The 26,549-nt window shown below is 67.3% G+C and carries 16 protein-coding genes and 1 riboswitch; of the genes, 11 read left to right on the forward strand and 5 right to left on the reverse strand.

Going from position 1 to position 26,549, the window contains the following annotated elements:
* The first annotated feature begins 123 nt into the window (after positions 1-123).
* Positions 124-10,929, forward strand: coding sequence for an isopeptide-forming domain-containing fimbrial protein (locus U1E26_02245; GenBank protein ID MDZ4168464.1), 10,806 nt, complete (start codon positions 124-126; stop codon positions 10,927-10,929).
* Positions 10,926-11,501 (forward strand): sortase, encoded by a 576-nt coding sequence (locus U1E26_02250; protein MDZ4168465.1) that lies wholly within the window; start codon positions 10,926-10,928, stop codon positions 11,499-11,501. Before U1E26_02245 ends, U1E26_02250 begins: the two co-directional genes overlap by 4 nt.
* Here U1E26_02250 and U1E26_02255 read toward each other — a convergent pair.
* From U1E26_02255 to U1E26_02270, 4 genes are all read right to left on the reverse strand, one after another.
* Entirely contained in the window at positions 11,485-12,099 is a 615-nt protein-coding gene (locus tag U1E26_02255; GenBank protein ID MDZ4168466.1) for a 5-formyltetrahydrofolate cyclo-ligase, read from the reverse strand. The genes U1E26_02250 and U1E26_02255 overlap by 17 nt on opposite strands.
* Positions 12,096-13,358, reverse strand: a complete 1,263-nt coding sequence (locus tag U1E26_02260) for an Nramp family divalent metal transporter (protein ID MDZ4168467.1) — start codon at positions 13,356-13,358, stop codon at positions 12,096-12,098. The genes U1E26_02255 and U1E26_02260 overlap by 4 nt, the downstream gene beginning before the upstream one ends.
* Before the next feature lie 4 nt (positions 13,359-13,362).
* Entirely contained in the window at positions 13,363-15,216 is a 1,854-nt protein-coding gene (gene mgtE, locus U1E26_02265; protein ID MDZ4168468.1) for a magnesium transporter, read from the reverse strand.
* 309 nt (positions 15,217-15,525) lie between these two features.
* Positions 15,526-15,730, reverse strand: a riboswitch (M-box (ykoK) riboswitch).
* A gap of 57 nt (positions 15,731-15,787) precedes the next feature.
* On the reverse strand, positions 15,788-16,678 hold the full coding sequence (locus U1E26_02270; protein MDZ4168469.1) for a hypothetical protein: 891 nt from the start codon (positions 16,676-16,678) through the stop codon (positions 15,788-15,790).
* Between the two features lie 222 nt (positions 16,679-16,900).
* Between U1E26_02270 and U1E26_02275 the strand changes: the two genes are divergently transcribed.
* The 8 genes from U1E26_02275 (at position 16,901) to U1E26_02310 (ending at position 24,994) form a co-directional block, all read left to right on the forward strand.
* A complete protein-coding gene (locus tag U1E26_02275) occupies positions 16,901-17,503 on the forward strand; it encodes a GNAT family N-acetyltransferase (protein ID MDZ4168470.1) in 603 nt (200 codons plus the stop codon).
* A gap of 22 nt (positions 17,504-17,525) precedes the next feature.
* The gene (locus U1E26_02280) at positions 17,526-18,548 is read left to right on the forward strand and encodes an ABC transporter substrate-binding protein (GenBank protein ID MDZ4168471.1); all 1,023 of its coding nucleotides are present in this window, start codon (positions 17,526-17,528) and stop codon (positions 18,546-18,548) included.
* Positions 18,549-18,553: 5 nt separating this feature from the next.
* Positions 18,554-19,348 (forward strand): ABC transporter ATP-binding protein, encoded by a 795-nt coding sequence (locus U1E26_02285; protein ID MDZ4168472.1) that lies wholly within the window; start codon positions 18,554-18,556, stop codon positions 19,346-19,348.
* Positions 19,345-20,097 (forward strand): ABC transporter permease, encoded by a 753-nt coding sequence (locus tag U1E26_02290; GenBank protein MDZ4168473.1) that lies wholly within the window; start codon positions 19,345-19,347, stop codon positions 20,095-20,097. Before U1E26_02285 ends, U1E26_02290 begins: the two co-directional genes overlap by 4 nt.
* Before the next feature lie 86 nt (positions 20,098-20,183).
* Positions 20,184-20,768 (forward strand): helix-turn-helix domain-containing protein, encoded by a 585-nt coding sequence (locus U1E26_02295; GenBank protein MDZ4168474.1) that lies wholly within the window; start codon positions 20,184-20,186, stop codon positions 20,766-20,768.
* Positions 20,752-21,105, forward strand: a complete 354-nt coding sequence (locus U1E26_02300) for a HepT-like ribonuclease domain-containing protein (GenBank protein MDZ4168475.1) — start codon at positions 20,752-20,754, stop codon at positions 21,103-21,105. Before U1E26_02295 ends, U1E26_02300 begins: the two co-directional genes overlap by 17 nt.
* An 89-nt stretch (positions 21,106-21,194) precedes the next feature.
* The gene (locus tag U1E26_02305) at positions 21,195-22,349 is read left to right on the forward strand and encodes an exonuclease SbcCD subunit D (GenBank protein MDZ4168476.1); all 1,155 of its coding nucleotides are present in this window, start codon (positions 21,195-21,197) and stop codon (positions 22,347-22,349) included.
* Positions 22,346-24,994: an SMC family ATPase gene (locus tag U1E26_02310; protein MDZ4168477.1), complete on the forward strand. Its 2,649-nt coding sequence runs from the start codon at positions 22,346-22,348 to the stop codon at positions 24,992-24,994. The genes U1E26_02305 and U1E26_02310 overlap by 4 nt, the downstream gene beginning before the upstream one ends.
* A gap of 20 nt (positions 24,995-25,014) precedes the next feature.
* Here the strand turns inward: U1E26_02310 and U1E26_02315 are convergent, their stop codons facing one another.
* A complete protein-coding gene (locus tag U1E26_02315) occupies positions 25,015-25,755 on the reverse strand; it encodes a sulfite exporter TauE/SafE family protein (GenBank protein MDZ4168478.1) in 741 nt (246 codons plus the stop codon).
* 129 nt (positions 25,756-25,884) lie between these two features.
* Here U1E26_02315 and U1E26_02320 point away from each other — a divergent pair, with 129 nt between their 5' ends.
* Positions 25,885-26,514 carry a phosphoribosyltransferase family protein gene (locus tag U1E26_02320; GenBank protein ID MDZ4168479.1) on the forward strand — a complete coding sequence of 210 codons (630 nt, stop codon included), beginning with the start codon at positions 25,885-25,887 and terminating at the stop codon, positions 26,512-26,514.
* The last annotated feature ends 35 nt before the right edge of the window (positions 26,515-26,549 follow it).

The following is a 26,549-nucleotide window of genomic DNA, read 5'->3' on the forward strand; positions in this document are numbered from 1 at the left end:
GGCGTCGAAATGCGACCGCTTAGAACAGCGACCTGTGCTCGTGCGCGCGTGCGCACGATACTGAAGGGTGGAGCTATGCCCGAATGAACGCTCGCGGTTGACCGCGGGTGGAGGGAGCGCGTCTTGAATCGAGCACGCCGTAGTCCGATTGCGCCCGTATCCCGACTCGCTCGATTCGCCCTCGCTTGGGTGATTGCGACTTCGTCGGTGGTCATGCCGGTCCTGACCCCGGCACCGGTCGCCGTCGCCGCACCGAGCGTCGCACTCTCCGCATCGGTGCCCGACGCCCTTCTCGGCGATCAGGTCACCGTCCGTGTCACCGTCACCAACGACACGAGCGACACCGCGATCACGGCCAAGGGCTACAACCTCGACATCGCGGCGTCGTTCGACTCCAGCCTGACGAGCCCGAACGGCCAGGTCACGTTCGTGTCCGCATCGGACGGTTCGGGTGCGCAAGTGCCCGTTGGCAATGTGCTCGACCCGGTCACGGGGATTCGCTCACTCACTTTCACGAACCTCAAGGACCTCGCGTACGGCGAGTCGTACTCGCTGAACCTCGTGCTCGACACAGCCGGCGACCCGACGTGGGAGGTCGGCCAGAAGATACTCGGAGCGTTCTCGGCCACGCTGTACCAGAGCCCGACGGGCGTGGGTCCGGTTGTTGGTGCGGCTGCGGCGAGTGGCACGCTCGTGCCGCTGAGCCTCACGAAGTCGGCGAACCAGTCGACCGCCCTCGACCAGGCCAGCGGCACGCAGACGAGGACGTTCACCCACACAGTGGTCGTCCAGAACAACTACGTGCGTCCGACGGCGAGCGTCGTTATGACCGACGTCGTGCCCGACGGGATTGAGTATCTCGGCATGGTGTCCGGCCCCGCACCGGACGCCGGGTTCCCGACGACGAACACCGTGACCGGCGAGAAGACACTGCGCTGGACACTCGGCACGTTCGCGCCCGGCCAGAACACGACGATCGTCTATCAGACGGGCATCCGCTACGACTGGTACGGCACAGCGAACGGCGGCACGAACCGCCCTCACGACTCGGCGCTCGTGCCGACCGGCACGGCGATCCCGAACCATACCCAGCTCCAGAACCGCGTTGACTTGGACGCGCGCTACCGGGGGACACTGCCCGCGACCATCTCGGTGGTCGCTTCGGACACGGCGCAGGTCCGGAGCGCCTACGTCACCTTGGCGAAGACGGGCGGACCTGGAACGGTCGGGTACAGCGATGAAGTGACGTTCGACCTCACCCTGTACGCGAGCCAGTACTACTCGAGTGACGGTATTGAGATCCGCGATACGTTGCCCGACGGACTGACGTTCACGACAGCGACAGTGGCTCCCTCGACGGTCACGACGTTCGCCGACGGAACCACGCTGCTGACCTGGCTCCCCAGTGTCGTCGGCACGCTGGCGGCGTCTACGGACTACACGATTCAAGTCAAGGCGACCGTCGACAAGACGTGGCAGGGTGCCGGTGGGCCGGCCGGCGAGCCGATCAGGGCGAACGACGGGTTCACAAACCGCGTCGAGTTCGACGGGACGTGGCACGACGAGTACTACCCCGCGCGTACCTTGGCGGAGACCATCATCAACGAGGCCTCGGTCCCCATGGGTACGGGTCTGCCCGAGATCGCGAAGGACGTCTACGACCCTGCGGCCGGAACGTGGTCGAAGGCGACGAGCGCGACCGTCGGCGACGTGCTCACCTTCCGTGTGCGCTTCAACACCGACGACGGGGCAACAGCTCTGCGTGACGACATCACGATGGGCTACACCGAGGTCACCGATTGGTTGCCGCCGGGACTCGCCTTCAACAACGACGCCGCCATAACCCGCTCGCCGGACACTTCATTCAGCGTGCCTTCAACCGGCACGCCCCGGCCGCTCAACCTCGACTCTCCCGACTTGGTGACCCTCGCAGGTCTCGACGGCGTGCAGTGGTTCTTGGGCGACGTGGGCGAGGACGCGTGGTGGGAGGCGACGTTCTCTGCGACGGTCACCGACACCGTCGGCGTGCAGGACGGCGTGGTGGATACCAACTACTGGAAGCTCACCGGCCTCGATACCAGCGGCCAGACCTACTCGAAGCGCGACGCGAATACCATCTCGTACCAGCTGCCGGACCTCACGCTGACGAAGACGGCACCGGCTGCGCCGGCGTTTCTCCTTCCCGGCGTGCCCGCGGCGTACACGATCTCGGTGACGAACACGGCGTTGGAAGCCGCGCGTGATGTCGCGATAGTCGACACGCTACCCGTCGGCATGCGCGAGACCTCGCCAACCGTGACCTCGGTGCTGCGCGGCGGCGTGCCGCTGGTCCAGGGTGTGGACTACAAGGTCGCGCCGTACGATCCGGTCACAGGCGTTCTGGCCTTCGACTTCTTCGATACTGCCGCACCGGCCGTGGACACGTCGTTGCCGGGCGGATCCAACTTCGTGATCACGTACTCGGCTGCGGTGGATCAGGGCGTTGGTGCCGGCACGTCGCTGACGAACACCGCGTCGGTCAGCTACTCGACGCAGAATGTGGGTGGGCGCAGGGTCGAGCTCACGGGCAACCCGGCGGACCTGAACACGGATGTGTCGACGAAGCAGGTGCAGCTCGTCACGATCGTCAAAGGAATTGAACCACCCGGCAACCGCACGGTCGGCGACACGATCTCGTACAACATGACGATGACGGTCCCGCCTGGGACGCGGGCGTACTGGCCGTCTCTTCGTGACGTCTTCACGCGTGATGGCGTCCAGTACGTACCGTTGTCGAGCACGCTCGTGACGGTTTCGGGGAACCCGCCCTCGCCGGCGAGCTTCGTGACGCTGCCCGAGCCAGCGATCATCACCACCGCGGGCACACCTTCGACGCGTCTGGACTGGAACCTCAACACGATCGACAACTCGGGGACCGCGACTCCCTACGTGTTCGCGCTGAAGTTCCAGGTTGTCTACACAGGACGGCTCGACAACGGCAACGCGGAGATGGTGATCGCCAACACGGGGTCTACGGACAACAACCTGTCGAACACCGGCAGTGTGCGCTGGAACACCGTGGATGCGGGCCCGGGTGCCACCAATCAGACCGCTTCGACGGCCCTACTCAACGTCTCAATCAGGCAGCCGCGTCTCATCAACTCAAAGGCCGTCATCAGTCCGGGGCCGTACACGGGCGGCATGCCCATCTCCTACGAGACCACCTTCACGAACACGGGAACGTGGCCGGCTTACAACGTGTCTTGGCAGGATCTTCTGCCGTCGCAGCTAGGGACCGCGACCTTGACCTTTGTGCGCCACAGCACGGTCGGGACGCTGACTGCGGGTGTCGACTACACGGCGAACTTCTCGTCGTTGCCGACGCTGACCATCAGTTTCGAACCGTCCGTGACGGTGGGGGCCGGCCAGAACATCGCCGTTCGCTACGTGACGTCGGTGATCCCCACCGCCGGCGCCGGTGCGCAGCTGACGAACACGAGCGATGTGGACTGGTACTCGAGGGTGACCACGGCGTCGCCGACCCGGGTGTACAACGACCAACCATCGACGGCACAGGGCGAGAACGTCACGAACGACACGCGCACCGTCACGATCCCCATCCAGTCCGTCTCGGCCGTCAAGAGCATCGACTCAACCCCGAACCCCACGATCGGCGATGAGGTCACGTACCGGGTGCGGGTGACCGTTCCGACCGAGACGATCATGTACCAGAACCCCTACATCCTCGACTCGATCGCCACGACCGGGCTCGCCTACGTTGCGGGCTCTGCCACCCTGACCGATGTTTCGGGCAGTGCTGTCACCTCAGCCGCCATCTCCTCGGTGGTCACGAGCAGTGCGGGCGCCCCCGGCGGAACGGTGCGATTCAACCTCGGACCGATCGTGTCGAACGCGAGCGTCCTCTCGCCGGAGGGTGACTCCGCCTACGTCTTCGACATCGTCTTCCGGATGAGGGTCACCGGTCGACTCAACTCCGGAGTCGAGACGTGGGCTCCGACGGCAGCCGTGTCGAGCCTCGACACGATAACCGCCACGTGGTTTGATCAGGCATCCGGCGGCACGAGTCGATCGAGCGCGGCCTCGACCCGCACGGTGTCGATCGTGCAGCCGCGGCTCGTGACCACGAAGTCATTCAGCGCCGCTGTCGTTCCCGCCGCTGGCGTCGTGACCGCGACGGTGACGGTGACGAACTCGGGGCTCTCGACCGCCTATCCGCTGGTCGCTGCCCCGTCGCTCGTCGACGCGCTACCGTTCCAGCTCATCGATCCGGTGATGGTCTCCGCGACGAAGAACCCCGGGGCCATTCCGTTGATTGAGGGCGTGGACTTCTCCACAGCCTACGCGGGTGGTCAGCTGCGGCTCACGTACCTGACAGCTGCGATGGAGATGGCTCCCGGTGACTCGATCACGTACGTGTACACCTGCGACCTGAATCCGTTGGCGGGTGCTGGCTCCATCGCCACCAACACCGCCGATGCGGACTGGAGTTCGCTTCCGGGCGATCAGCCCGACGAGCGCATCTACGACGACACCAACGAGCCGCTTGAGGGCACACAGGACACCGCCGTCTCCTCGGTGAACGTGCCCGGCGCCACCGTCTCCAAGGGGCTCGTGTCGCTGCCGACCACCTACACCATCGGCGACACGGTCACCTACGACGTGACGGTGACGATCCCGCCGGGAACGACCGCGTACTCGGCTGTTGTGACAGACACCGCGGTCGACGGGCTGAGCATCACCGGCGCCACCGTCCCCTTTGGCGCGGTCGGAGTCGGGCCCAAGACGGGCGCCGGGACGGTTATCACGTGGGCCTTGGGCGATGTCAGCAACGCGCCCAGTGCCACAGCCACCATGCGGGTGACCGCGCGCGTCGACGATACTCGCAGCGTCGGCGGGCCCCCGGTGGCCGGACAGACCTTGACCAATACCGCGCTGCTCGGTTGGTACGATGCGCCGGTCGCAGGCGTACTGCGCACGAGCACGCAGGCGGTGAACGTGACCGTCGTGGAGCCCCGCCTTTCGATCGTCAAGGCCGCGAACGTGACCACTGTCGCGGCGGGCGGCCTCATCGACTACACCCTCACGATGGCGAACTCGGGCACCGCCCCTGCCTTCGGACCGCGCGTCCTCGATCGTCTACCCGACGAGCTGTTCTCGGCGAGCAGCCCGGTACTACTCGACGTTACGCTCGACTCGGTGCCCGTCGCTGGCGCCGACTACACGGCCGACCTGACGACTTCGCCGACGTTGACCGTCGACTTCGACCCTGCGTGGTCCGTGCCCGTTGGTTCGACGCTTCGGATCCGGTACCGCGCGACAGCCGAGCCGGGCGTCACCGCAGGGCTTGTTCTTGTCAACCGCGCCTCGCTCACGGAGTACTCCACCCAGCCGGGGACCCCGTACGAGCGGGTCTACGCGCCCCAGGCCGCGCAGGCCACCGTGACCGTGCAGGCGCCCGCCCTGGTCACCGCCAAGACGGTGCTGGGTGATGCGACGCCGCAGCGAGGCGGCACCGTCAACTATCGGTTCACCGTACGAAACGTGGGCTCGGCTCCCGCCTATGCGGTGGAAGCGACCGACACCTTGCCCGCCGGGTTCGAGTACGTGGCCGGTTCGACGTCGGCCGCGTGGCCCTCCGGTTCCTCGACCGCTGATCCTGGCGGCGGCACCGGTCCGGCCTTGAGCTGGCCACTCGGCGCCGTACTGGCACCCGGTGAGACGCTCACGCTCACTTACGATGCGCTGGTCACGCCAGGCGCGCCCACCGGCACCGCGACCAACACCGCAGGTGCTGTTGGCGTGGATGGCGGGGGAGCGGCGATCGCCGCGAGTACCACAATCCCGGCCGACACTGACGCCGATGACCGCTCGCAGGCTACCGTGCTCGTGACCGATCCCAAGGTCACCGTCACGAAGGCTCTCGCGGTCGGGCAGTTGAACCCGGTCCGCCCGGGTGACCCGGTCACCTTCACCATCAATGTAGCCAACACCGGCGACACCACTCTGACCACGGTGCCGCTGGTGGACACGTTCGACGAAGCGACGCTGTCGTTCGTCTCGGCGAGTTTGACGCCGAGCGCGACCATTCCGCTGGGGACGCTCACGTGGAACGACATCACCGGGTCAGGCTCGCTGGCCCCGGGCGTCTCGACCACGATCACCGTGCGCTTCAACGCGCTCGCCTCATCGCCGAGCAGCGTGGATACGGCGACCGTGTCGGGCGCCGTGGACGTGAACGGGGACTCGCCGCCCACAGCCACCTCGAATGCTGATATCGCTATTCGCAGAATTGCGGTTGCGGTCAACAAGGTGCTCTCCTCGGGTAGCGCAGCCGTGTTGGTGGGCTCCCCGGTCAGCTATGACATCGGCGTGACGAACACCGGCGATACCACGCTGACCACGGTGCCACTGTCCGACACCTTCGACACGCGTTTGGGCTTCGTGAGTGCGACGCCGGCGCAGACCTCGATCAGCACGCCGACCGTTTCGTGGGCCAACCTCGGTTCCCTCGGCCCCGGCGTCACGACGACGGTCACCGTCACCTTCACGGTACTGGCGACCGGTACCGCGATCACGGACACCGCAAGGGTCGCGGGAGCCACCGACGGCACCTACACGGCGCCCACAGCCGAGGCCACGAACTCGGTGCTCACCGGAATCGCGCCGCATCTCGTCGTGACCAAGGCATCGAGCGTCACCACGGCCGAGGCCGGCCAGGTCGTCACGTACACGGCCACGATCCACAACGACGGCACCGCGCCGGCTTACGATGTCCACTGGTACGACACGATGGATCTTGCGCTGGTCAACTTGTTGTGGCCCTCACCGATGCCCGTCTCGGTCTACCGTGACAGCACGCTTCTGATCCATACGGTGGACTTCTGGGCCATCTTCATGGGGATACAGTCACCTTCGGTTGACTTCACGGATCCACTTCCGGTTGGCTCAACCTTCACTATCACGTATACCGCACGCGTGAACGGCGGCGTCACTCAAGGTCAGACGCTTTCGAACACGACGTATGCTGACTACGCTTCACAGACAGGGCTTCCGTACACGTCCAACAACGCCGATGTCACGGTGACCGCCGTCAGCCCGGCACTCGTCACCAACAAGACGGTCAGTGACACGCACGTTCAGCGCGGCGAGGCCGTGACGTGGACGTACGCGGTCACCAACGTCGGCGGCGGCTCGGCGCGCTCGGTCAACCTGAGCGATACGCTGCCGGCCGACTTCGCCTATGTGCCCGGCTCGACGAGCATCACGTGGCCGTCGGGCTCGAACTCTGCCGATCCCGCCATCTCCGGACAGGACCTCGCGTGGGGCAGCGGCGCGACGCTGGCACCCGGCGAGACGCTGACGCTTACCTTTGATTCCACGGTCACCGCAGGCGCTCCGCTCGGCACCGCCGTCAACACGGCACAGGCCACGGCAGTCGATGGCGCCGGCTCCACGGTGCCCGCCGACGCGAGCGTGTGGCTGCCCGCAGACACCGACCCAGACGACACCGACACGGCGCAGGTGCGCGTGACCGAGCCCGACGTCGGTGTCTTGAAGACCGTCGTCACCGGCCAGGACACCGCCGTGCAGGTGGGCGAGGCCGTATCCTTCGACATCCGCATCACCAACACCGGTGACACCACGATCACGACCGTGCCGCTTCACGACTCCTACGACGCGACGCGTCTGACCTTCGTGTCCGCCACGCCGACCGAGGACGCGAGCTCGACGGGTTCGCTTTCCTGGAACAACATCGGGCCGCTCGACCCGAGCGCGTGGGTCACGGTCACCGTGCACTTCACCGCTCGCGCCACCGGAGCTGCGCTGAACTCCGCCGAGGCCTCCGGCACCGACGAGTTCAACGACCCGGTCCCGCCCGACTCAGACTCCGACGGCGTGCGCGTGACCCACCCCGCCATCACCATCGACAAGATCCGCACCTCGGCGGCGAGCCTGCCTGTGGGCGGCGCGGCCACCTACGACCTCGTCATCCGGAACTCAGGCGACACGACCGTCACCACGCTGCCGCTCTTCGACACCTTCGACTCCACGCACCTGGCCTACGTGACGGCGAGCCAGCTGCCCGACACCGTCGGCGCCGCCCGGCTCGACTGGACCGACGTCACCGGAGCAGGCGGGCTCGCCCCGAGTGCCACCACCACGGTGAGCGTGACCTTCCAGGTCACCGCCCCGGGCTCGGCGATCACGAACTCGGCCGAGGCCTCCGGCACCGACGAGTTCTCAGACCCCGTGCCGCCGGTGACCGACACCGACTCCACCCTGACCGGTACGCGCCCGATCCTGTCCATCGACAAGATCGCGAGCCGCGCCACCGCTCCGGCCGGCGCCACCGTGACCTACACCGTCACGATCGAGAACTCCGGTGACTCCGCCGCCCACGACATCGCCTTCCAAGACACGGTCGATGCCGCACTGCACACCGCCCCGACCTCGCCGCGCCTCATCGGTGCAGCCATCGACGCCGTACCGCTTCCCCCGGCCTCCTACACCGCCGTCTTCGGAGCAGGTCCGGTCTCCACGCTCACCTTGGGTGCGGCAGCCCCGCTTGCGGCCGGCTCCACGCTCACCCTCGTCTACGAGGCCACGGTGGCAGGCGGGGTCAGGAGCAATCAGACCCTCGACAACACCGCGACCGTCACCTCCTACACCTCGATGCCGGGTGTGGTGGCGGGCGAGGGCGTCTACGGCCCGCTCTTCGACACCGCACGAGTGACCGCTCTCTCGCCTGCGCTGATCGTCGACAAGACGGTCACCGGCGACACGCACCCGCAGCGCACAGGCACCACGAGCTGGCGCTTCACCGTGACAAACGTCGGTGACGCGGCCGCCTCCTCGCTCACCGTGACCGACACGCTGCCCGCGGGCTTCAGCTTCGTCGCGGGCACGGCGTCGGCGACCTGGCCGACCGGCTCGACCTCGGCCGACCCGGCCGTCGCAGGCCAGACACTCACCTTCGCCACCGGCGCGACGCTGCAGCCGGGCCAGACCCTCACGCTCGACTTCACGAGCCTCGTGGGGGCCGCGACTCCGCTCGGCACGGCCGTCAACACGGCACAGGCCACCGCGGTCGACGGCGGATCCTCGCCGGTGCCCGCCGACGCGAGCGTCTGGCTTGCCGCAGACACCGATGCAGACGACACCGACACGGCTCAGGTGCGCGTGACGAACCCGCACGTGAGCGTCACAAAGGCGCTTTCGGCAGGGCAAGACCCCGTGATCCAAGCGGGGCAGACCGTTCGCTTTGACGTTGTGGTCACCAACAGCGGCGATACCACGCTCACGCAGGTTCCTCTCACCGAGACGTTCGATGCGACGCGTCTCGAGTTCGTCGCAGTGACCGCACCGTCGGGTGCCGCCGGCGGCGCGCTGCAGGCGTCCAGCTACACCTTCGCCAATGTGGGCCAGATGGCTCCGGGCGCAACAGCGACGTTCACGTTCACGTTCCGCGCGCGTGGCGCGACCGGCGTGGCCGTCGACACGGTCACGGTCTCCGGCGCCCGCGATGAGTTCGCTGATCCCGTCCCGACCGCGACTGCTACAGCCAACGTGCTGATCACGGCCCCGTCGATTGCCGTTGCGAAGACCCTGAGTGCGGGCAGCCCCAACCCCGTTCGCCTCGGCGAGAACGTAAGCTTCGACATCCGCGTCACCAACACCGGCGACACGACGGTGACGACGCTGCCGCTGACCGATCTTGTCGACGCAGGGTTGCGCTACGTCTCGGCGACGGTTCCGCCGACCTCGGTGACCGCCTCCTCAAGCGGCGGCACCGACCTCGCTTGGGCTGACATCACCTCGGCCCTCGGCGACATCGCCCCTGGGCGTTCGGTCACGCTGTCCGTGACGTTCGCCACCGAACGCGCGGGCACAAGCCTGGGCGACAGGGCCGTCGCCGGGCCGGGCACCGACGTCAACGGCGACCCCATCCCCAGCGACGATGCTCGCGCTGAAGTGGGCGTGTACGACGTGCGGAGCCTCGTGTGGGCCAAGCGGGCCGAGTCGCCGGGTGGAACGATCATGCTTCCCGGCCAGCAGATCACCTATTACCTCGAGGTGACGAACAACACAGGCGTCGAGGTGCCGGGGCTCTCGCTCGTGGATACGTTGTCGCCGATGGCTGATTTCAACAGCGGATCGCTCGCCATCTCGATGAACGGCGGCACCTACTCGCCGCTGACGGATGCGGCTTCAGATGACGCTGGCGAGTACTCGCCTGCGACGCGCGTGCTCACCGCTCGCTTCGCCCCGGTTGCTGCGGGGGCGACGGCCAGCGTGCGCTTCAGCGTGACCGTCGGTCCCGAGGAGATCTCGCGTGCAGGCGTCCTCAACACCGCGTCGCTGCTGGCGGGCGGAGCGCTCGCTTCCGAGTCTGGGCCGGTGTATCACCCCGTCGATCCGATCGCCATCGAGAAGACCGGCACCGACCTGAACGGTGGCTCCCTTGAGGCCGGCGACAAGATCCTGTGGACTATCGTTGTGGGCAACACCGGCCTCGTGCAGACGACTGACGTGGTCGTCACCGATGATGTGCCGGCTCAGACGACGTTCCTCAGTGGAAGCATGACCGGTCGCGGAGCCGTCGAGTCGGCGGCGCCTCGCCTGAGGTGGAACGTCGGAGTGCTCCAGGTGGGCGAGAGCGCACAGCTCACGTTCATCTCCACCGTGAATGCGGGGCTGGCGAATGGGACCAAGATTCGGAACCAGGCAACCGTGACGTCAGACCAGAGCCTGCCCAAGTCCTCGGATGACCCGATGACCAGTTCTGCCGACGATCCGACGCTGCTTCAGACCGGCGATGACGAGCGCTGGACGCTGGGGCTGTCGCTCATGGCGCTCGTAGCGGGTGCGGTGCTGATTCTGGCGGGCCGTGGTGGCAGGGGCAGCCGGAGACGGCGTCGCCTCGCGTGACGAAGAGCCGCACGTGGATGACCGTGGCCGGGGCACTGCTGCTCGGCCTCGGTCTCGCGGGCGTGCTAACCGTGTACCTGCCCGATATCGAGTACGGCATCGGCACGCTGGTTGAGCGTGACCCGCTGCCCGCGCTTGCGGTCGAGACGAGCGCGGCGTCGGCACCCGGCGCCATCACGCATGCAGGCACCCGCGTTCGGCTCCCGCGCGTCGGCATCGACGTGTCGGTCGGCGGCGGGACCGCGCGCGTGCGCGAGGAGGTACTGCTCGTCGGCGCTTGGTGGCACGCGGGCACCCCGGAGCCCGGACGCGGATCGGGCAACACCGTGCTCGCCGGGCACCGCGTGCGCCGTCTGTTCGCCAAGCTCGCGCACGTTCGGCCCGGTGACGAGGTGGTTGTGGATTGGAATGCGCGCCGCTACCGCTACCGCGTGGAGCGCGTCTTCACCGTGGCGCCTGAGGACACGTCGATTCTCGATCAGAACGGCGAGGAGCGCCTGACGCTCTACACGTGTCTGCCGCGGGCGTTCGGCAACAAACGCAGGGTGGTTGTCGCTACGCCCGTACGATGACCCGCGTCGGCGTGACCACCGCGTCGAGACGCACGTCGTGGTCCGCGGACGGGATTTCGGGCAGCAACTGCTCGTCGTAGGCGAGTCCGACTCGTGCGCACTCCGGCCGCAGTAGCGCGAGCAGGCGGTCGTAGTAGCCGCCCCCGTAGCCCAGCCGCCAGCACCCCTCGTCGAATGCGACGCCCGGCACGATCACGGCGTCGACGGCCGCGGGCGACACGCGAGGCGCGTCGGCCGCCGGCTCACGGATGCCGAACATGCCGGCGACGAGGTCCGCGGGTCGTGCGATGAGGTGCAGCCCCAGCTCGCCCGGGGCTTCGACGCGGGGGTAAGCGATCGCGATGCCGCGCTGTCGCAGGAGCGTCACGGCTGGCGCGGGGTCGATCTCCTCGACCGACGCGCCGTACGCGAGCACGAGGCGTGCGGTCGCGAACGCCGGCAGCGCGACGAGGCGCTCGGCCGCGGCCCCGGTCGCCGCGCGACACACCGCAGCGTCGAGAGCGCAACGGGCCTCACGCGCCCGCATACGTGCGGAATGCTTGGCGGATTCGACGTCATCGGCCGCATGCGGTGCCGTTTCTCGCGGATCGTTGCTCACAGCAGGCCTACCGCCTTTCCAATCTGCATACCGAAGAGCATAACCGTAAGCGCGATAACGGTGACGATAGTCCCGTAGGCGAAGATGTTCTGGAGGCGGGAGTTGACGTGAACACCCATGATTCGCCGATCGTTGATGAGCCGAACCATGAAGATGAGCAGGAACGGCAGCAGGATGCCTCCGAGGGTCTGCGAGAGCACCATAAGGGTGATGAGCGGGGCATTCGGCAGCAGGACGATAGCGGCGCCGGCGAAGATGACGAACGTGTAGATGGCGTTGAACGCGGGCGCTTGTGACCACGTGTGGTCGATGCCGCGCTCCCACCCGAACGCCTCGGTGATCGCGTAGGCCGAGGTGAGCGGCAACACGCTCGCGGCCAGCAAGGAGGCGCCGAAGAGCCCGACGGCGAAGAGGAGACCGGCGTACTGACCGGCGACGGGCGCCAGTGCCGCTGCCGCCTGTTCGGCTGAGGTGATCTCGATGCCCGCCGGGTAGAGCACCGTTCCGGTCACGATGATGATGAACCACGCGACGATGCACGCGGCGGCGACCCCGACGTAGGTGTCGAGCCGTTGCGACGGGAGGTCCTCCACGCCCAACCCCTTGTCCACGACGTTGCTCTGAGCGAAGAACTGCATCCACGGCGCGATCGTCGTGCCGATTGCGGCGATGACGATGGCGATGAAGCCCACCTCCGGCACGAACTGCGGGACGAAGGTGGCGTGAATGACCTCGCCCCAGTCAGGCTTGGCCATGAACGCGGCGATCGGGTAGAGCACGAACACCGCCGACAGGCCCAGCAACAGCTTCTCGACGCGCGAGAAGTCCCCGCGAACGACGACCAGCCACACCAGGAGCGCGCACGCGGGCACGGAGAGGTACTTCGAGACGCCGAGGAGTTCAAGGGCCGCAGCGATACCGGCGAACTCGGCCACACTCGTCGCGGTGTTGCTGACGAGGAGTACGAGCATGGCCAGCAGCGTCGTGCGCACGCCGAAGCGTTCGCGGATGAGCGAGGCCAGGCCCTTGCCCGTGACCGAGCCCATGCGCACCGCCATCTCTTGCACGACGGCCAGCGCAAACGCCATGACGAGGATCATCCACAGCGTCGCGTAGCCATAGCTGGCTCCGGCCACCGAGTAGGTGGTGACGCCACCGGCGTCGTTGCCAGCCATCGCGGTGATGATGCCCGGTCCGATGATGGCCAGCGTGGCTATGATGCCGGTCCGACGACGGGTGCTGTTCGACGTGGCTGCCATGAGGCTACCCCAGCGTCACAAGCCAGCCGCCAGCGAACGACAGCGCGGTGTAGACGGCGGCGGCGAACACCATCGAGGTCGTAGCGAGCATGGTGGACGAGACGGGCTTATCGGCGTCGCGGCGCCTCAGGGCAAGTTCGGCGAGCAGTCCTCCGAACAGCACGGTGAGCACCACCGACAGAGCGGTGACGCCGCCGAATACCGCAGCGGATCGCTCGCTACCGGTCTGCAACTCGAGCAGAGCGAACGCGATGAGTCCGGCGATCACGCTCACGACGACCCCCACGCCGCCTTCGGTGAGCAGCCGTCTCCCGAGGGAGGGCCGCTCGTCCTCCGCGGAGCCGGTGATGAGCTCAGCGACCGCACGCGAGGAAGACTCCTCGCCGGTGCGGAGCAGCAGGGGCATGAGCACCGAGGCGACAGTGGCGAAGGCGAGCCCGTAGAGAATCCATGGCTGAACGGCGAAGGGGTCAACGTCTCGCATGCGTGTGCGCACGATCTGGTCGGCGAACAGGACCACCAACCAGATGATCGCCCACGAGCTGCGCCTCACGACCCACCAGCCGAGCGAGGCGGCGTTGCCGCGCTCGTGGGATGAGCCGGTCGCCAGTGCGAGGTCTTCCTCCGCCTCCTCCTCAAGCACGTCGAGGGCATCGTCGACGGTGACGATGCCCAGCAGCGTGCCGCGCTCGTCCACGACGGGCAGCGCGAGCAGGTCGTACTTGGCCATCTGCTCGGCCACATCTTCCTGGTCGTCGTCGGGATCCGCCGTGAACAACTCCGTCTCTGCGATCTGTGCGACCGTCGTTTCGGGCTGAGCGAGCAGCAGATCGCGCAGTGAGATGACGCCCGCGAGCTTGCGCTCGCCCTCGACCACGTAGACGTAGTAGATGCTTTCGCGCTCTTCGGCGACCTCACGCAGGTGCTCGATGACCTCCTGGACGGTCATGTCCTCGGTCACGATCGTGACCTCGGGTGTCATGATGCCGCCCGCCGTCTTCTCCTTGTAGCCGAGCAGACCGCGGATCGCGCTCGCGTCATCGAGCCCCATGAGCCGAAGGAGTCGCTCCGCCTTGTCGTAGGGAAGGTCACCGATGATGTCGGCCGCATCGTCCGGGTCCATCTCGGCCAGCAGTGACGATGCGCGCGTCTCGGACAGGTCATCGATGACGTCTGCCTGCAGATCGTCTTCCAGCTCCGAGATGGTGTCGGCGGCCGCCTCGTTGTCGAGGTGCGCGAAGACCGCCGCCCGCTGCGAGGGCGAGAGCTGCTCGAGGATGTCTGCGACATCGGCCGGGTGCAGCTCGTGCAGGCGCTTGTGCGTGACCGACAGCTTGACCTGCGACAGGTCGCGGTCGAGCAGATCCATGTAGTTCCACGCGATGAGGTTCTCGTTGAGTTCGGTGCCGAACAGGCGCGTCGCGCGCGCCACGAACGTCTCGAGCACCGGGGAGACCCCGCGCAGAATCCCGCGCATGCCGACCTCGGCACCCAGGAGCCTCAGTTGGTTGCGGCTCTCGGAGAGCTTCAGGTCGTTGACGCGCACGACCTTCATGCCCTGGGTGTCGACGATCTGCTTGTTGAGCAGGTCGCGATGGAGCAGTACCTCGTCGGGCTGCAGGTAGCTGAAGCGGATCTCGGGCGCGGGGACGGTGAGCGTCACCTGGTCGTCGTCGATCTCGCCCACGTACTTGCGCCACGAGAGCATGAATGGCGTCTTGTCCGGACCAAGGAAGGCAAGCGAGGTCACGCGCGGGAAGACCTCGCCGGTTGCGATCGCGATATCTGAGATGGTGCCGATCCGGCTGCCGGCGGCATCGACCACCGGCTTCCCGAGCATCTGGGACAGGTAGATCATCAGGCTCCCTCCTTCCCGCGTGGTCCTCTCAGTGTCGGGGCCCGGCGAGTGAGGCCGGCGTACTGAAGGCGCAACGGGGATGGCTGTAGGTGCGAGGTCGGCCTCCGGCCGGCACCGCACCTAGGCGGGAGCTCGTCCGGAGGGCTACGGACTGTGAGGCTTCACGTAGACCCTGTCTCTTCGGTTACAGATCGGACGGCAAGAGAAAAGCCCCTGCATCCGGTGGGATGAGGGGCGGCGAGAGGCGTGTGCCGTGGCGGCACAAGCCAGCGAACGGTCGCCCCGAGGGGCCGACACGAACGCGACACCACTCTCATCCCTCGTCTGTGGATTTGGCACTGTCCGACGTAAGGACCGCAAGGGTATCGCGGCCGGCACCCCGTAGGGGCCGCACGCCCAGCCACCTTAGCCTTCGCCTTAAGCCGGCGAGGGCTGTTCTACCCATTGGCGTCTCTCGACATTTCCGGGCAGTGGCCTGTGTTCGAACAGGAGCCGCACCGTAACGGATTCAAGTGCGTTTCCTTGCTGTCAACTGTTTGCAGGCGAACCTGCGCAACAGACGTATTATACCCTACTCGCCTCGGGCATCCATCCAGAGGCGCGCGAACGCTGCCCACCCGTCCCCGCGACTGCCGCGCACGAAGGCGGCGTTCGCGTATCCAGCGGCCTCGGCTGCAAGCCCGGGCACTTCAAGGGCGTTCTCGACGAGCAGGGCCAAGCCCACTGAAGGTGCGCTCTGCAGGTCGGTCTGCGCGTCACCGATGATTGCCGCTTGATGGGGAGCCAGGCCACGCTCGGCAAGGTCGAGTTCGATGGCTCGACGCTTCGATACACCCTTGGGGACGACGTGGTAGGCGTGAAGGGGCCCGTCGCACGTCAGGCCGTGTGACGTGCGGCGCACGAGTCCGTTGTCCAGCAGGTCCATAGGCAGCTCGAAGGTGTCGAGCACCGCTTGGGCGGCGGTCGTGTCGAAGCAGCCGCGCAGCACGTGGGTCGCATCCCGGTGCAGATGCCACGGGTCGTGGTACTCGACTTGCCGCGGGAACGCCTCGACGAGCGCTTCGTAGGCACCGGAAGCCTGAATCTCCTCGAATACCGTGCGGCCGTCGGTCGGCAGATCCTGTGGCCAGTGCGGCGTATCGAAGATGAGCGCGCGGGTGGTGCCGTCCCAGCGCGAACGGATGGCGCCGGCTTCGGCGATGAAGTCGTTCCAGCCACAGATCCGTGCGAGTTCGACAAGCTGCAAGCGCGAGCGTCCCGAGACGATCACCACGGGAAGACCCGCGCGGTTGACGTCGACCACCGCGGTGGCAGCGGTGGTGGAGGGTGAGCCGGCGCCATCGACGAGCAGAGTTCCGCCGGGGCCCAGCAGTGTGCCGTCGAGGTCGGTGTAGAGGATCTCGACCCTAGCGAGCGCTTCGAGGTGTTCGGCGGACTCAGTGAGGTAGATCGGGGTGTCCATGAGCGCTCCGGGTCGGTGGCTGCTGCGCGTCGGGCTCGACGCGAGTCGGCACGCCGATGATAGCGCACGCACGCCGGCTACCCGCCGGGGTGGCGCGGCGGCGCCGCTGACCGAACTCGCGCTGCAGCGTGCGAGGTCATGCGGTATAACAAGTGAATGCGTTTCGCTCGGTGGGGCTGATCGCCGCCCCGAGCCTTTCGAATCCAGTGAGGGAGCTGCCCGATGAACTCCGAGTTCGATCTTCCTTTCCCGCAGTACCGCTGCCCCACGTGTGGCAAGGATCTCCCCTTGGGCGAGGCGCGCATGTCCGTGACGTGCGCCGGGCATACTGAGAAGCCTCCCGTCGAGTTCACAGTGCGTCGCGGTGAGCCGTCCGACCGCGGTGCGATCGAGACCATCTGCGACCGGGCCATCGGCGAAACGGTCGTCGATGTGTTCGGCGAGACGGTCGACGTGCTGGAAGGCGTGAACCTCATCGGAGAGTCCGACGGCGAGCTGATCGGACTCATGTCGCTTGTTGTACGACGCGGAGAGGCGACCGTCGTCTTCATCTCGGTCTACCCCGAGCATCAAGGGACCGGCGTGGGTGCGGCGCTCTTGGACGCAGCCGACCGTTTCGCAGCCGAGCGCGGATTGAGCTTCCTGCGTGTCGCTACCACCAACGACGATATCCCGCTCATCTACTTCTACCAGCGGCATGGCTTTGCGATCTATGAGGTCGCCGTAGGCGAGGTGGCCGACAAGTTCGGCTCGGCCACGCCGGGGTTCTCGAGCATTCCTGTGCGCGATGAGATCCGGCTGCGCCGCGCTGTCTGCGCCGACTGACCACAACGAAGGAGACCCGCCCATGATCCGACAGTTCCGTTTCGCACGCCTTGCGGTTGCCGGTGCAGCCGCGTCGCTTCTGCTCGTCGCGGGGTGCACCTCTCCGGCGCAGCCGACACAGACCAACCCCGAGCCGCCCGCCGCCGTCCCGCCCATCGCCATCAAGATCGGCACCCTGCCGACGGAAGACTCGCTTCCCCTGTGGGTGGCCGAGGACAAGGGCTACATCGGCGAGGAGGGCGTTCCTGGTTTCGAGATCGTGGTGTTCCAAAGCGCCCAGGAGCGAGATGTGGCCTTTGCCTCCGGTGCCATCGATGGCTACATGGGCGACATCATCGCTTCGGCGAACCTCGAAGCCGCCGGAACCGGCGTGACGCTTGCCACGGTCATGCTGGGAGCCGACCAGAGTCAGGGGCGGTTCGGCATCGCGGCGCCGAAGGGCTGGAAGGGCGCAACGGGCATCGAGGCGCTGACCGAACTTGCCGGTGTGCCGGTGGGCACCTCGTCGGCGACCATCCAGGAGTACGTTCTCGACGGGCTGATGGCCGAGGCGGGCGTGCCAGCTGATCAGGTGAAGGTCGAAGAGGTCAAGAAGGTGCCGGTCCGCTACGAGCTGCTGATGTCGGGCAAGCTCAAGGCCGCAGCGCTGCCCGAGCCGTTCCTGTCGCTTGCGGAGTCGGAAGGCGCGGTGCTGGTTGCCGACGACACGACGAGCAAGTCGAACCTCTCGCAGACGGTTCTCGGGATTTCGGACACGTTCATGAGCGAGGCAGGTGGCACCGAGACGGTCGACGCCTTGATGAGGGCGTGGGATCGCGCCGTCGCCGACATCAACGCGGACCCCGAGGCGTACCGGCCCCTACTGGTTGAGCAGGCGAGGCTTCCCAAGCCGCTCGAGACTACCTACCAGGTGAACACCTATCCGACGCACACACTGCCGACGAAGGCCGAGGTGGACGCCGTCATCACGTGGATGAAGGGCAAGGGCTACCTGGAATCCGAGGTCACGTATGAGGACCTCACGCTGGTGCTGCCGAAGAACTGACGCCGGTGTACGCACTCGAACTGATCGAACTGACGCTCACCTATGAGGGCTCGGGCCGCAGTGTCCGGGCCCTCGAGTCGTTGTCGGTCAGCGTCGAGGCGGGCGAGCCGGTCTCCGTGATCGGTCCCAGCGGCTGCGGGAAGTCGACGATGCTGCTGGTGGCAGCCGGGCTTTTGCAGCCGACGGGCGGCGGCGTCAGCGTGGCGGGCTCACCGCTGAAGGCGGTTCGCCGAGAGACTGCGCTCATCTTGCAGGAGTACGGGCTGCTCCCTTGGAAGACCGCGCTGGAGAATGCGGCGCTCGGGTTGCAGCTTCGCGGGGGCAGACGGGCCGACGTGGTTCGCGCGGCGACGGAGGCGCTTGAGCGTGTCGGACTCGCGGAGTTTGCGCGGGCGTATCCGGCGGAGCTCTCGGGCGGCATGCGTCAGCGGCTGGCGCTTGCACGCGCGGTAGCGCTCGACGCCGACCTGCTGCTGATGGATGAGCCGCTGTCTGCGCTCGACGCGTTGACCCGCGAGGACCTGCAAGATGTCCTGCTCGACCTGTGGCTTCGTCGCGGGCACGCTCAGGTGCTGGTGACGCATTCGATCGAGGAAGCGGTGTACCTCGGGCGGCGCGTGCTGGTGATGTCACCACGGCCGGGCCGCGTCGCGGCTGTCGTCGACAACCCGGAGATGGGGGAGGTCGGCTATCGGTCCACGACTCTGTTCCACGAGCGCTGCGTGGCGCTGCGCGCGCTGCTGGCCGGCGAGGGCGCGCTGCATCCGGGCGCGACGGCGACAGGGGGTGCGACGCTGTGAAGAACGTCGCATCCAAGCTCCTCGGATACGCGGCGGCCGTGGCGGTGCTGCTGGTTGCGTGGGGGGCTATCGCCCTTGCCATCGACTCGCCGGCGTTGCCCGGTCCGGTGCTCGCCCTGACCGAGTTCGTCACGCAACTGCCGGCGCTCGTGCCCGAAGCGATCGTCTCGCTGCTGCGCGTGGTGGCCGCCATGGTCCTTGGCACGGTGCTGGCGGTCCCGCTCGGCCTGGCGCTCGGTCGCTCGAAGAGAGCTGACGCGGTGTTCGCTCCGCTGGTGTTTCTGCTGTATCCGATCCCCAAGGTGGTCTTCCTTCCGGTGTTTCTCGTGTTGCTCGGGCTGGGCAACGCCCCCAAGATCGTGTTGATCGGCCTGATCGTGTTCTTCCAGATCCTTGTCACCGCGCGCGATGCGGCGAAGAGCGTTCCTGAGCCGAGCGTGTTGTCCGTCCGCTCTTTGGGCGCCTCAGGACTCGACGTCGCTCGCCATGTCGTGGTGCCCGCGGCGATGCCTGAGATCTTCACGGCGCTGCGCATCGGGACCGGTACTGCCATAGCGGTCCTGTTCCTTGCAGAGTCGATCGCGGGCACGAACGGGCTGGGCTGGTACATCGTCGACGCGTGGGGACGAATCGACTACCCGGCGATGTTCGCGGGCATCATCGCGATGGCGCTGCTGGGCGTCGTGCTCTATGAGGCGCTCAACGCGATCGAGTCTCGCGTCACACGGTGGAGGCATGCAGGGCGCTGACGCCGTGCTCTAGCGTTGTTAGTGCGACACCTCCGTTCTACAACGAAATAGTTGTATCAACATCGAAATCATTGTAGAATCCCCCTATGACATCGCTCATCGCCATAGGGAATCGCCTTGTCGAGGCGCGGGTGGCTCAGGAGCTCACGCAGCGCCAGCTCGCTGAACGCGTGGGCGTCCACCAGCAGCAGATAGCCCTTTGGGAGCGGGATCGGTACGCATGCGTGTCGCTTGCGCGGCTCAGTCACGTTGCCGACGCTCTTGGGGTGACGTGGGCACCGCAGCCTGAAATGCCGCTGATGGCCGCGGAGGCGGGGGGAGAGTACGGCGGGGCCCTGGGCGCCGCGTCCGCTACCGTCGTGCAGCTTCCCGTACGTGATCTCGGCGAGGTCGTGACGCGCATACGCTCGCACGTGCCGGAGCTGGTAGACCGCTATGGCATCACACGCATCGCGGTGTTCGGCTCCTTTGCTCGTGGGCAACAGCGGGCAGATAGTGATGTCGACCTGATCGTGGAAGTCGAGCACCCGACGCTCGAGACGGTTTTCGGTGCGGAAGAGAGACTGGCGTCGATTCTTGGCCGAAAGGTGGACGCCGGGTCGCTTGAGTCGCTTCGCCCTCGCGTGCAGCCGCACGTGGTCAGGGAGGCGGTAGATGTCTGGAGTGCGTGATGTCGGGGCGCACGTGGAGGACATGATCGACGCGTGCGAGAAGATCCTGTTGTTCACCCAAGGGCTGGACGACGCGGACATACTCATCGAGACATCGCCGTTGTGGGGCTCAGTACTGCACCACCTTGTGGTGATGGGCGAGGCAGCCAAACACGTTCCCCCGGCAATCCAGGCACGCAGGCCCCAGATCAACTGGCGCCGCATAGCGGGAATGCGCGACAAGCTCGTGCACTACTACTTCGGCGTTGATGCAGGACTCGTCATCAACGCGGTCAGGCAGTCGGTTCCAGAGGCATTGCCTCAGCTTCGCAGCCTCCTTGTCGAACTCGACGCGTAGGGCGAGCGCTGATTTGTCAGTCCGGGGTGCTACGGTGAACTCACGGTGGTCGGCACCCTTTCGGGGACCGACTCACGAGGGGAGAGGGATTGAGGTTCCTACACACGGGTGACTGGCATCTCGGGCGGACGCTTCACGGCCGCTCGCTCATACAGGACCAGGCGTGGTGGCTCGAGCGCTTCGTTGAAGCGGTAGCTGAGACGAAGCCCGATGCCGTCGTCATCGCAGGTGACGTCTACGACCGAGCCGTTCCTCCCGCCGAGGCGGTGGCCCTGCTCGATGACGTGATCACGCGAATCGTGCGCGGACTCGGAGTCCCGGTGCTTATGGTCGCGGGCAACCACGACGGACCCGAGCGCGTGGGGTTCGCGTCGCGCGTGCTCGATGAGGCCGGCCTGCACGTTGCCGGCGTCATCGGACCAGAGGTGCGCTCGTGCGTGATAGGCCACGGTCAGGACGCCGCCCGATTCTGGCTGCTGCCGTATGCCGATCCCATCGAAACCAGGGCGGCGCTCCAGCAGCCTGAGGTTCGTGACCACGAGGCAGCGGTAGAGGCCTCGGTGGCGCGCATCCGCGCGGCGGCGGCCTCCGAGCCCCTGCAGGTGCTGGTCACGCACCATTTCGTGGCCGGAGGCCTCACAAGCGACTCTGAGCGAGGGCTCACGGTGGGGGGAACGGGCGCCGTCGGTGCATCGGTCTTCGACGGGTTCGACTACGTCGCGCTTGGGCACCTCCATCGGCGGCAGTCGCTTGCCGACGGGCGCATCCACTACCCGGGTTCGGCGCTCAAGTACGCCTTCGACGAGAGCGCGCAAGCCAAAGCGGTCTCGCTCGTCGAGTTGACCGCAGGCGAGCCTCCCCGCGTCGAAGCGGTCGAGCTCGGTGCCGCTCGGGATGTGCGGCGCATCAACGGCACATTCGCCGAGCTGCTCGCTTCCGCCGCAGCCGACGCGCGCCGCGACGACTACATCGAGGCGGTGCTCGACGAGACCATGATGCCGCCGGATGCGCGCGGGCGGCTTGCCGAGCTCTACCCCAACCTCATGCGCGTCGTGCGCCGACTGGAGGCGAGCGACCCGGATTCTGACATCGGCGAGCCCGGCACGGTGCACGTGGAGCGCCTCTCGGACGAGCAGGTGTTCGAGCGCTTCTACGAGTTCGTGACCACGGGAGTGATCGCTGAAGCGCAGCGCGCCACCCTTCATGCGTTGCTCGCCCAACGCAAGGCGGGTGAGACGCGATGAGGCCGATTGTGCTCACCATCTGTGCATTCGGACCTTATGCGGCCACTCAGACCGTGGACTTTCGCGAGCTCGGCGACAAGCGCTTCTTCCTCATCCACGGCCCCACCGGAGCGGGCAAGACATCCGTGCTCGATGCGCTGACTTTCGCGCTGTACGGCGCCACCACCGGCGACGAACGCAGCGGAAAGGAGATGCGCGCACTGCAGGCCGATGCGGCGCAGCTCACCGAGGTGACCTTCGACTTCGGCGTGGGCCCGGACACCTATCGCATCTGGCGCCAGCCCGAGCAGGAGCGGCCGAAGAAGACGGGCGGCGGCACCACCGTGGAGAAGCCCAAGGCGGCTTTGTGGAAACGCACGGGGTGCGCCTCGGATGCGGATGAGGGCGAGGTGCTCGCCACCAAGATCGGCGAGGTCGATGCGCGCGTTCGCGAGATTCTCGGGTTCGACTGCGACCAGTTCCGCCAGGTGGTCGTGCTGCCGCAGGGGCGCTTCCGGGAGGTGCTGTCCGCAGACGTCAAGACACGCGAAGACATACTGCGCCAACTCTTCAGGACCGAGCGCTTCGTGCGCATCACCGATTTTCTCAAGCAGCGGCGCAACGAGGCTCGGCGAGCCGTAGAGGATCTCTTCTCGCAACGCGCCGGCGTCTTTGCCAACGCCGGTGTCGAGTCGCGAGATGAGCTCGACGCCTTGGTCGGGGCCGCTGAGACGGCCGTTCGTGACGCGGAGAACGTGAGCACGCACGCCGCTAGCGTGGCAGAGTCGGCACGAGCGGCGCTTGAAGCTGGTCGTTCGGTCGCCACGGTGCTCGCCGAGGCGAAGACCGCTGCCGAGGCGCTTGAAGCGCTCGAGGCGGGCAGTGACGACATCGTCTTGGTCCGTGACGAGCTGGCGGGCGCACGCGCCGCACTGGGTGCGCAGTCCGCGTTCGACGCGAGGCGTGTTGCACATGAGACGCTCGCTCGCGTCTCGGTTGAGCACGCTGCCGCTGTCACGGAGCTTCCGAAGCTCGAGGGCGCGCACGTGCTGGCCTGCCAGGCAGCCGACGCCGCCGACGCCGTCGAGGCCGCGATCCACGAGATCGATCGGCTCGAACTCGCGGCCACCGAGGCCGAGCGCCACGCCGCAGAAGCAGGCCGCCTTGCCGAGTTTCGGGCCAGCGCGGCGGGGGCCGAGGCCGAGCTGGCAAAGGCCCGCGAGCAACTCGAATCAGTGCGTGACGAGGCGACCGCTGCCCACACGTCCGCGTGCGAGGTCGAGGAGCGCTGGCGCGCGAATCGTGCGGCCGCCCTTGCCGAGGCCCTGAAGCCCGGGGAGCCGTGCCCGGTGTGCGGCGCGTCGGAGCATCCGGCTCCCGCTGTTGCGGGCCAGGCCGCGGTTGCCGACGCCGAGCTCGACGCGACGCGCGCGCTCGCGGCGCGGACTGCGGCGGCACATGCTGCGGCCGCGGAGCGGGTCACCGCGGCGGAACGGACACATGTCACCGCGTCGGCGAAGGCCGCGACAGAGGTGCAAGCGGCAGGTGAGGCTGCCGAGGCGGATCCACTCGAACTCGCTGCGGAAGCGGCAACGTTGCGCGAAGACGTGACGCGTCGGCGCGCGGAACAGTCCCGGGCAGCGGCCGACCTGGCGGACTGTCGGGCGAAGCGCGACGCCGCGACGGAGGCGCTCGGAGGCGCTCGAACGGCGCTGAGTTCGGCATCCCTGCGCCTTGAGGAGGCGAAGGCATCCATCGAGGCCTGCGACGAGGCCTTCGCCGCCGCGCTTGCGACCTCCGGACTTGAAGGCGAGCGCGACTTCACCGAGCGCCGCCGCACCCCGGCCGAGATCGACGCACTCGAAGGCCGCGTCAGGGCGTTCGACACCGCGCTCGCAGCAGCCAAAGACCGCGCGGCGCGAGCGACGGCGGCCGCCCAAGCGAGCGAGACTGTCGACATCGCCGCCCTCGAGAGTACCGCTGTAGCGACGGCCGCCGAGGCCGCCCGCACGGCAACCCAGCTGGGGGCCGCCCGCGAGGTCCTCGAAACGCAGAGGACTGCGGTCGCCACGATCGAGCGCTACGAGCGCGAAGGCACCGAAGCGTCGGTGGCCTACGAACTCGTGGCACGGCTCGCAGAGGTCGCAGAGGGCAACAACGACCTCAAGCTTTCGCTCCAGCGCTACGTCTTGGGTTCGTACCTCGACGACGTGCTGACGCACGCGAACCACCGCCTGCAGCTGATGACGGGTGGTCGCTACCGGCTCCAGCGGTCCACCGCCGTGGAGCATCGCGGCCGAGCGGCCGGGCTCGCGCTTGCCGTCTTCGACGAACAGGCGGGTGAGTCGCGGCCGGCGGGCACGCTGTCGGGAGGCGAGGGGTTCCTCGCGTCACTCGCCCTCGCTCTTGGCCTAGCCGAGGCGGTTCAGGCGCACGCGGGCGGCGTGAAGCTCGAGACGATCTTCATCGATGAAGGTTTCGGTACCCTCGACCCCGAGTCGCTCGATACGGCGATCACGACGCTGCTTGGGCTGGCTGGTGTGGCCGCGGATCAGGGGCGGCTCGTCGGCATCATCAGCCACGTGCCCGAGCTCAGACAGCGCATCGACGCTCGGCTGGAGATAACGCCTTCAGAGCACGGAAGCACGGCACGCTTCCTCGTGTAGTACCGACGCGGCTGAGCCGGTCAGCGCATCGTCGCGATGGCTGCCGCCACCACGATGAACGCACCGACGACGGTGACGACGATCGTTGCGAACGCGAGGGGCCCCGTTGCCAGAGGCGTCATGTGTCCCGATTCGTTGGCGCTGGCGACGCGTCCCCGGGCGAGCAGCGCCACGAGCGTTCCTGCGCCGAATCCGAGCCCGAGTATCGCCCCCATGAGGGGCGTGCCCATCGCTACGGAAGTGGCGAGCACGGGTAGCAGCGGAACGCACGGCATGATCCCCACAAGCAGACCGAGCAGCCAAGGCGAGCGCTGGTGTGTCGCGTAGGAGATGGCCCGAGCAAAGGAAGGGCTGCGAACGAGCCAGGTGCCCGGGCCGGGCACGGGCATCGCGCCGATGTTCGGACGCGCGAAGATCGTGATTCCCGCCACTATCATCGAGGTTCCCGAGAGCGCCAGCAGCCACTCAGGCAGGTAGTGGATCCGAGACAGGTGCGATACCGGCGACTCCGGGGCAAAGAGCATCCAGCCGAACAGCCCGAAGACGGTGGTCATGACGACGTTTCCACCGATGCGTCCGGAGTGGTAGGCCCCCGACGCGACGACGCGGTCAACGTCCGCGCCAGCGCGCCGCATGCTGACAAACGATGCGAGCATCAGCGGGCACATCGAGAAGACCGCTGCGACGCCCAGCGCGAAGGAGCCGACGAGGCATGCCAACAGAGCGACCTGGGATAAGGGCATAAAGCTGAGCTCGAGCACGTGCACGATCCTCTCGTCAGCGGAACGGTCCCATTAAAGACCCTGAAAGGGCATCGCGTCCACCGCCTGGGCGCAGACGGCATGCGCCGGGCAGAGCGGCGGGTAGATTCAACGTGGAGGTGACGCAGGGTGTTCAGCGATCGCGTGGACGCAGGCGAGCAGTTGTCTCGGCCCGTGCGTGCGCTGCTGGCCGAGCCCCCCGGTGGCGATGATGCCGCGCTCATCCTCGGGATCCCTCGCGGCGGCGTCGTCGTGGCGGCGCAGGTCGCTCGCGCGCTCGGATGCCAACTGGCGGTAGCAGTGGCTGCCAAAGTCGGTGCGCCGGGGTACGCCGAGTACGCCGTAGGAGCCGTTGCCGCTGATGGCGAGGTTGTGGCGAACCCGGCGGCGGGCTACTCGCTGGGCGAGGTCGAGGCGTTGGCCGGCCCCGCACGAGCCAAGGTTCAGCGCGAGGTAGCCAGGTGGTCGAGCGGTTCGCTCGCCCCGGCGGTCGCAGGCAAGACAGCGGTCCTCGTCGATGACGGCCTTGCGACGGGGTTGACCGCGCTCGCCGCGGTAGGGTGGCTGCGACGGGCGGGCGCCGCCCGGATCGTGGTGGCCGCTCCGGTCGCCCCGCCCGACACCGTGCGCATGCTCCAGGATGTGGCCGACGACGTCGTCATCGTCGAGGTGCCCGAGCACTTCGCGGCCGTTGGTCAGTTCTATCGCCGCTTCGGTCAGACCGACGACGCCGAGGTCGATGCGGCGCTCGGGCTCTAAACGGCGAGGCACGATACACTGGGCCGACGTCCGTA

The sequence above is a fragment of the Coriobacteriia bacterium genome (assembly GCA_034370385.1).
In the GTDB taxonomy this organism is placed as follows: Bacteria; Actinomycetota; Coriobacteriia; order Anaerosomatales; family PHET01; genus JAXMKZ01.

What these genes read in the sequence shown, in the direction of transcription:
- U1E26_02260 (MDZ4168467.1), bottom strand. Translation starts at nt 13,358, where the DNA reads ATGGCAGCCACGTCGAACAGCACCCGTCGTCGGACCGGCATCATAGCC.
- mgtE (MDZ4168468.1), bottom strand. Translation starts at nt 15,216, where the DNA reads ATGATCTACCTGTCCCAGATGCTCGGGAAGCCGGTGGTCGATGCCGCC.
- U1E26_02300 (MDZ4168475.1), top strand. Translation starts at nt 20,752, where the DNA reads ATGTCTGGAGTGCGTGATGTCGGGGCGCACGTGGAGGACATGATCGAC.
- U1E26_02280 (MDZ4168471.1), top strand. Translation starts at nt 17,526, where the DNA reads ATGATCCGACAGTTCCGTTTCGCACGCCTTGCGGTTGCCGGTGCAGCC.
- U1E26_02275 (MDZ4168470.1), top strand. Translation starts at nt 16,901, where the DNA reads ATGAACTCCGAGTTCGATCTTCCTTTCCCGCAGTACCGCTGCCCCACG.
- U1E26_02310 (MDZ4168477.1), top strand. Translation starts at nt 22,346, where the DNA reads ATGAGGCCGATTGTGCTCACCATCTGTGCATTCGGACCTTATGCGGCC.
- U1E26_02295 (MDZ4168474.1), top strand. Translation starts at nt 20,184, where the DNA reads ATGACATCGCTCATCGCCATAGGGAATCGCCTTGTCGAGGCGCGGGTG.
- U1E26_02270 (MDZ4168469.1), bottom strand. Translation starts at nt 16,678, where the DNA reads ATGGACACCCCGATCTACCTCACTGAGTCCGCCGAACACCTCGAAGCG.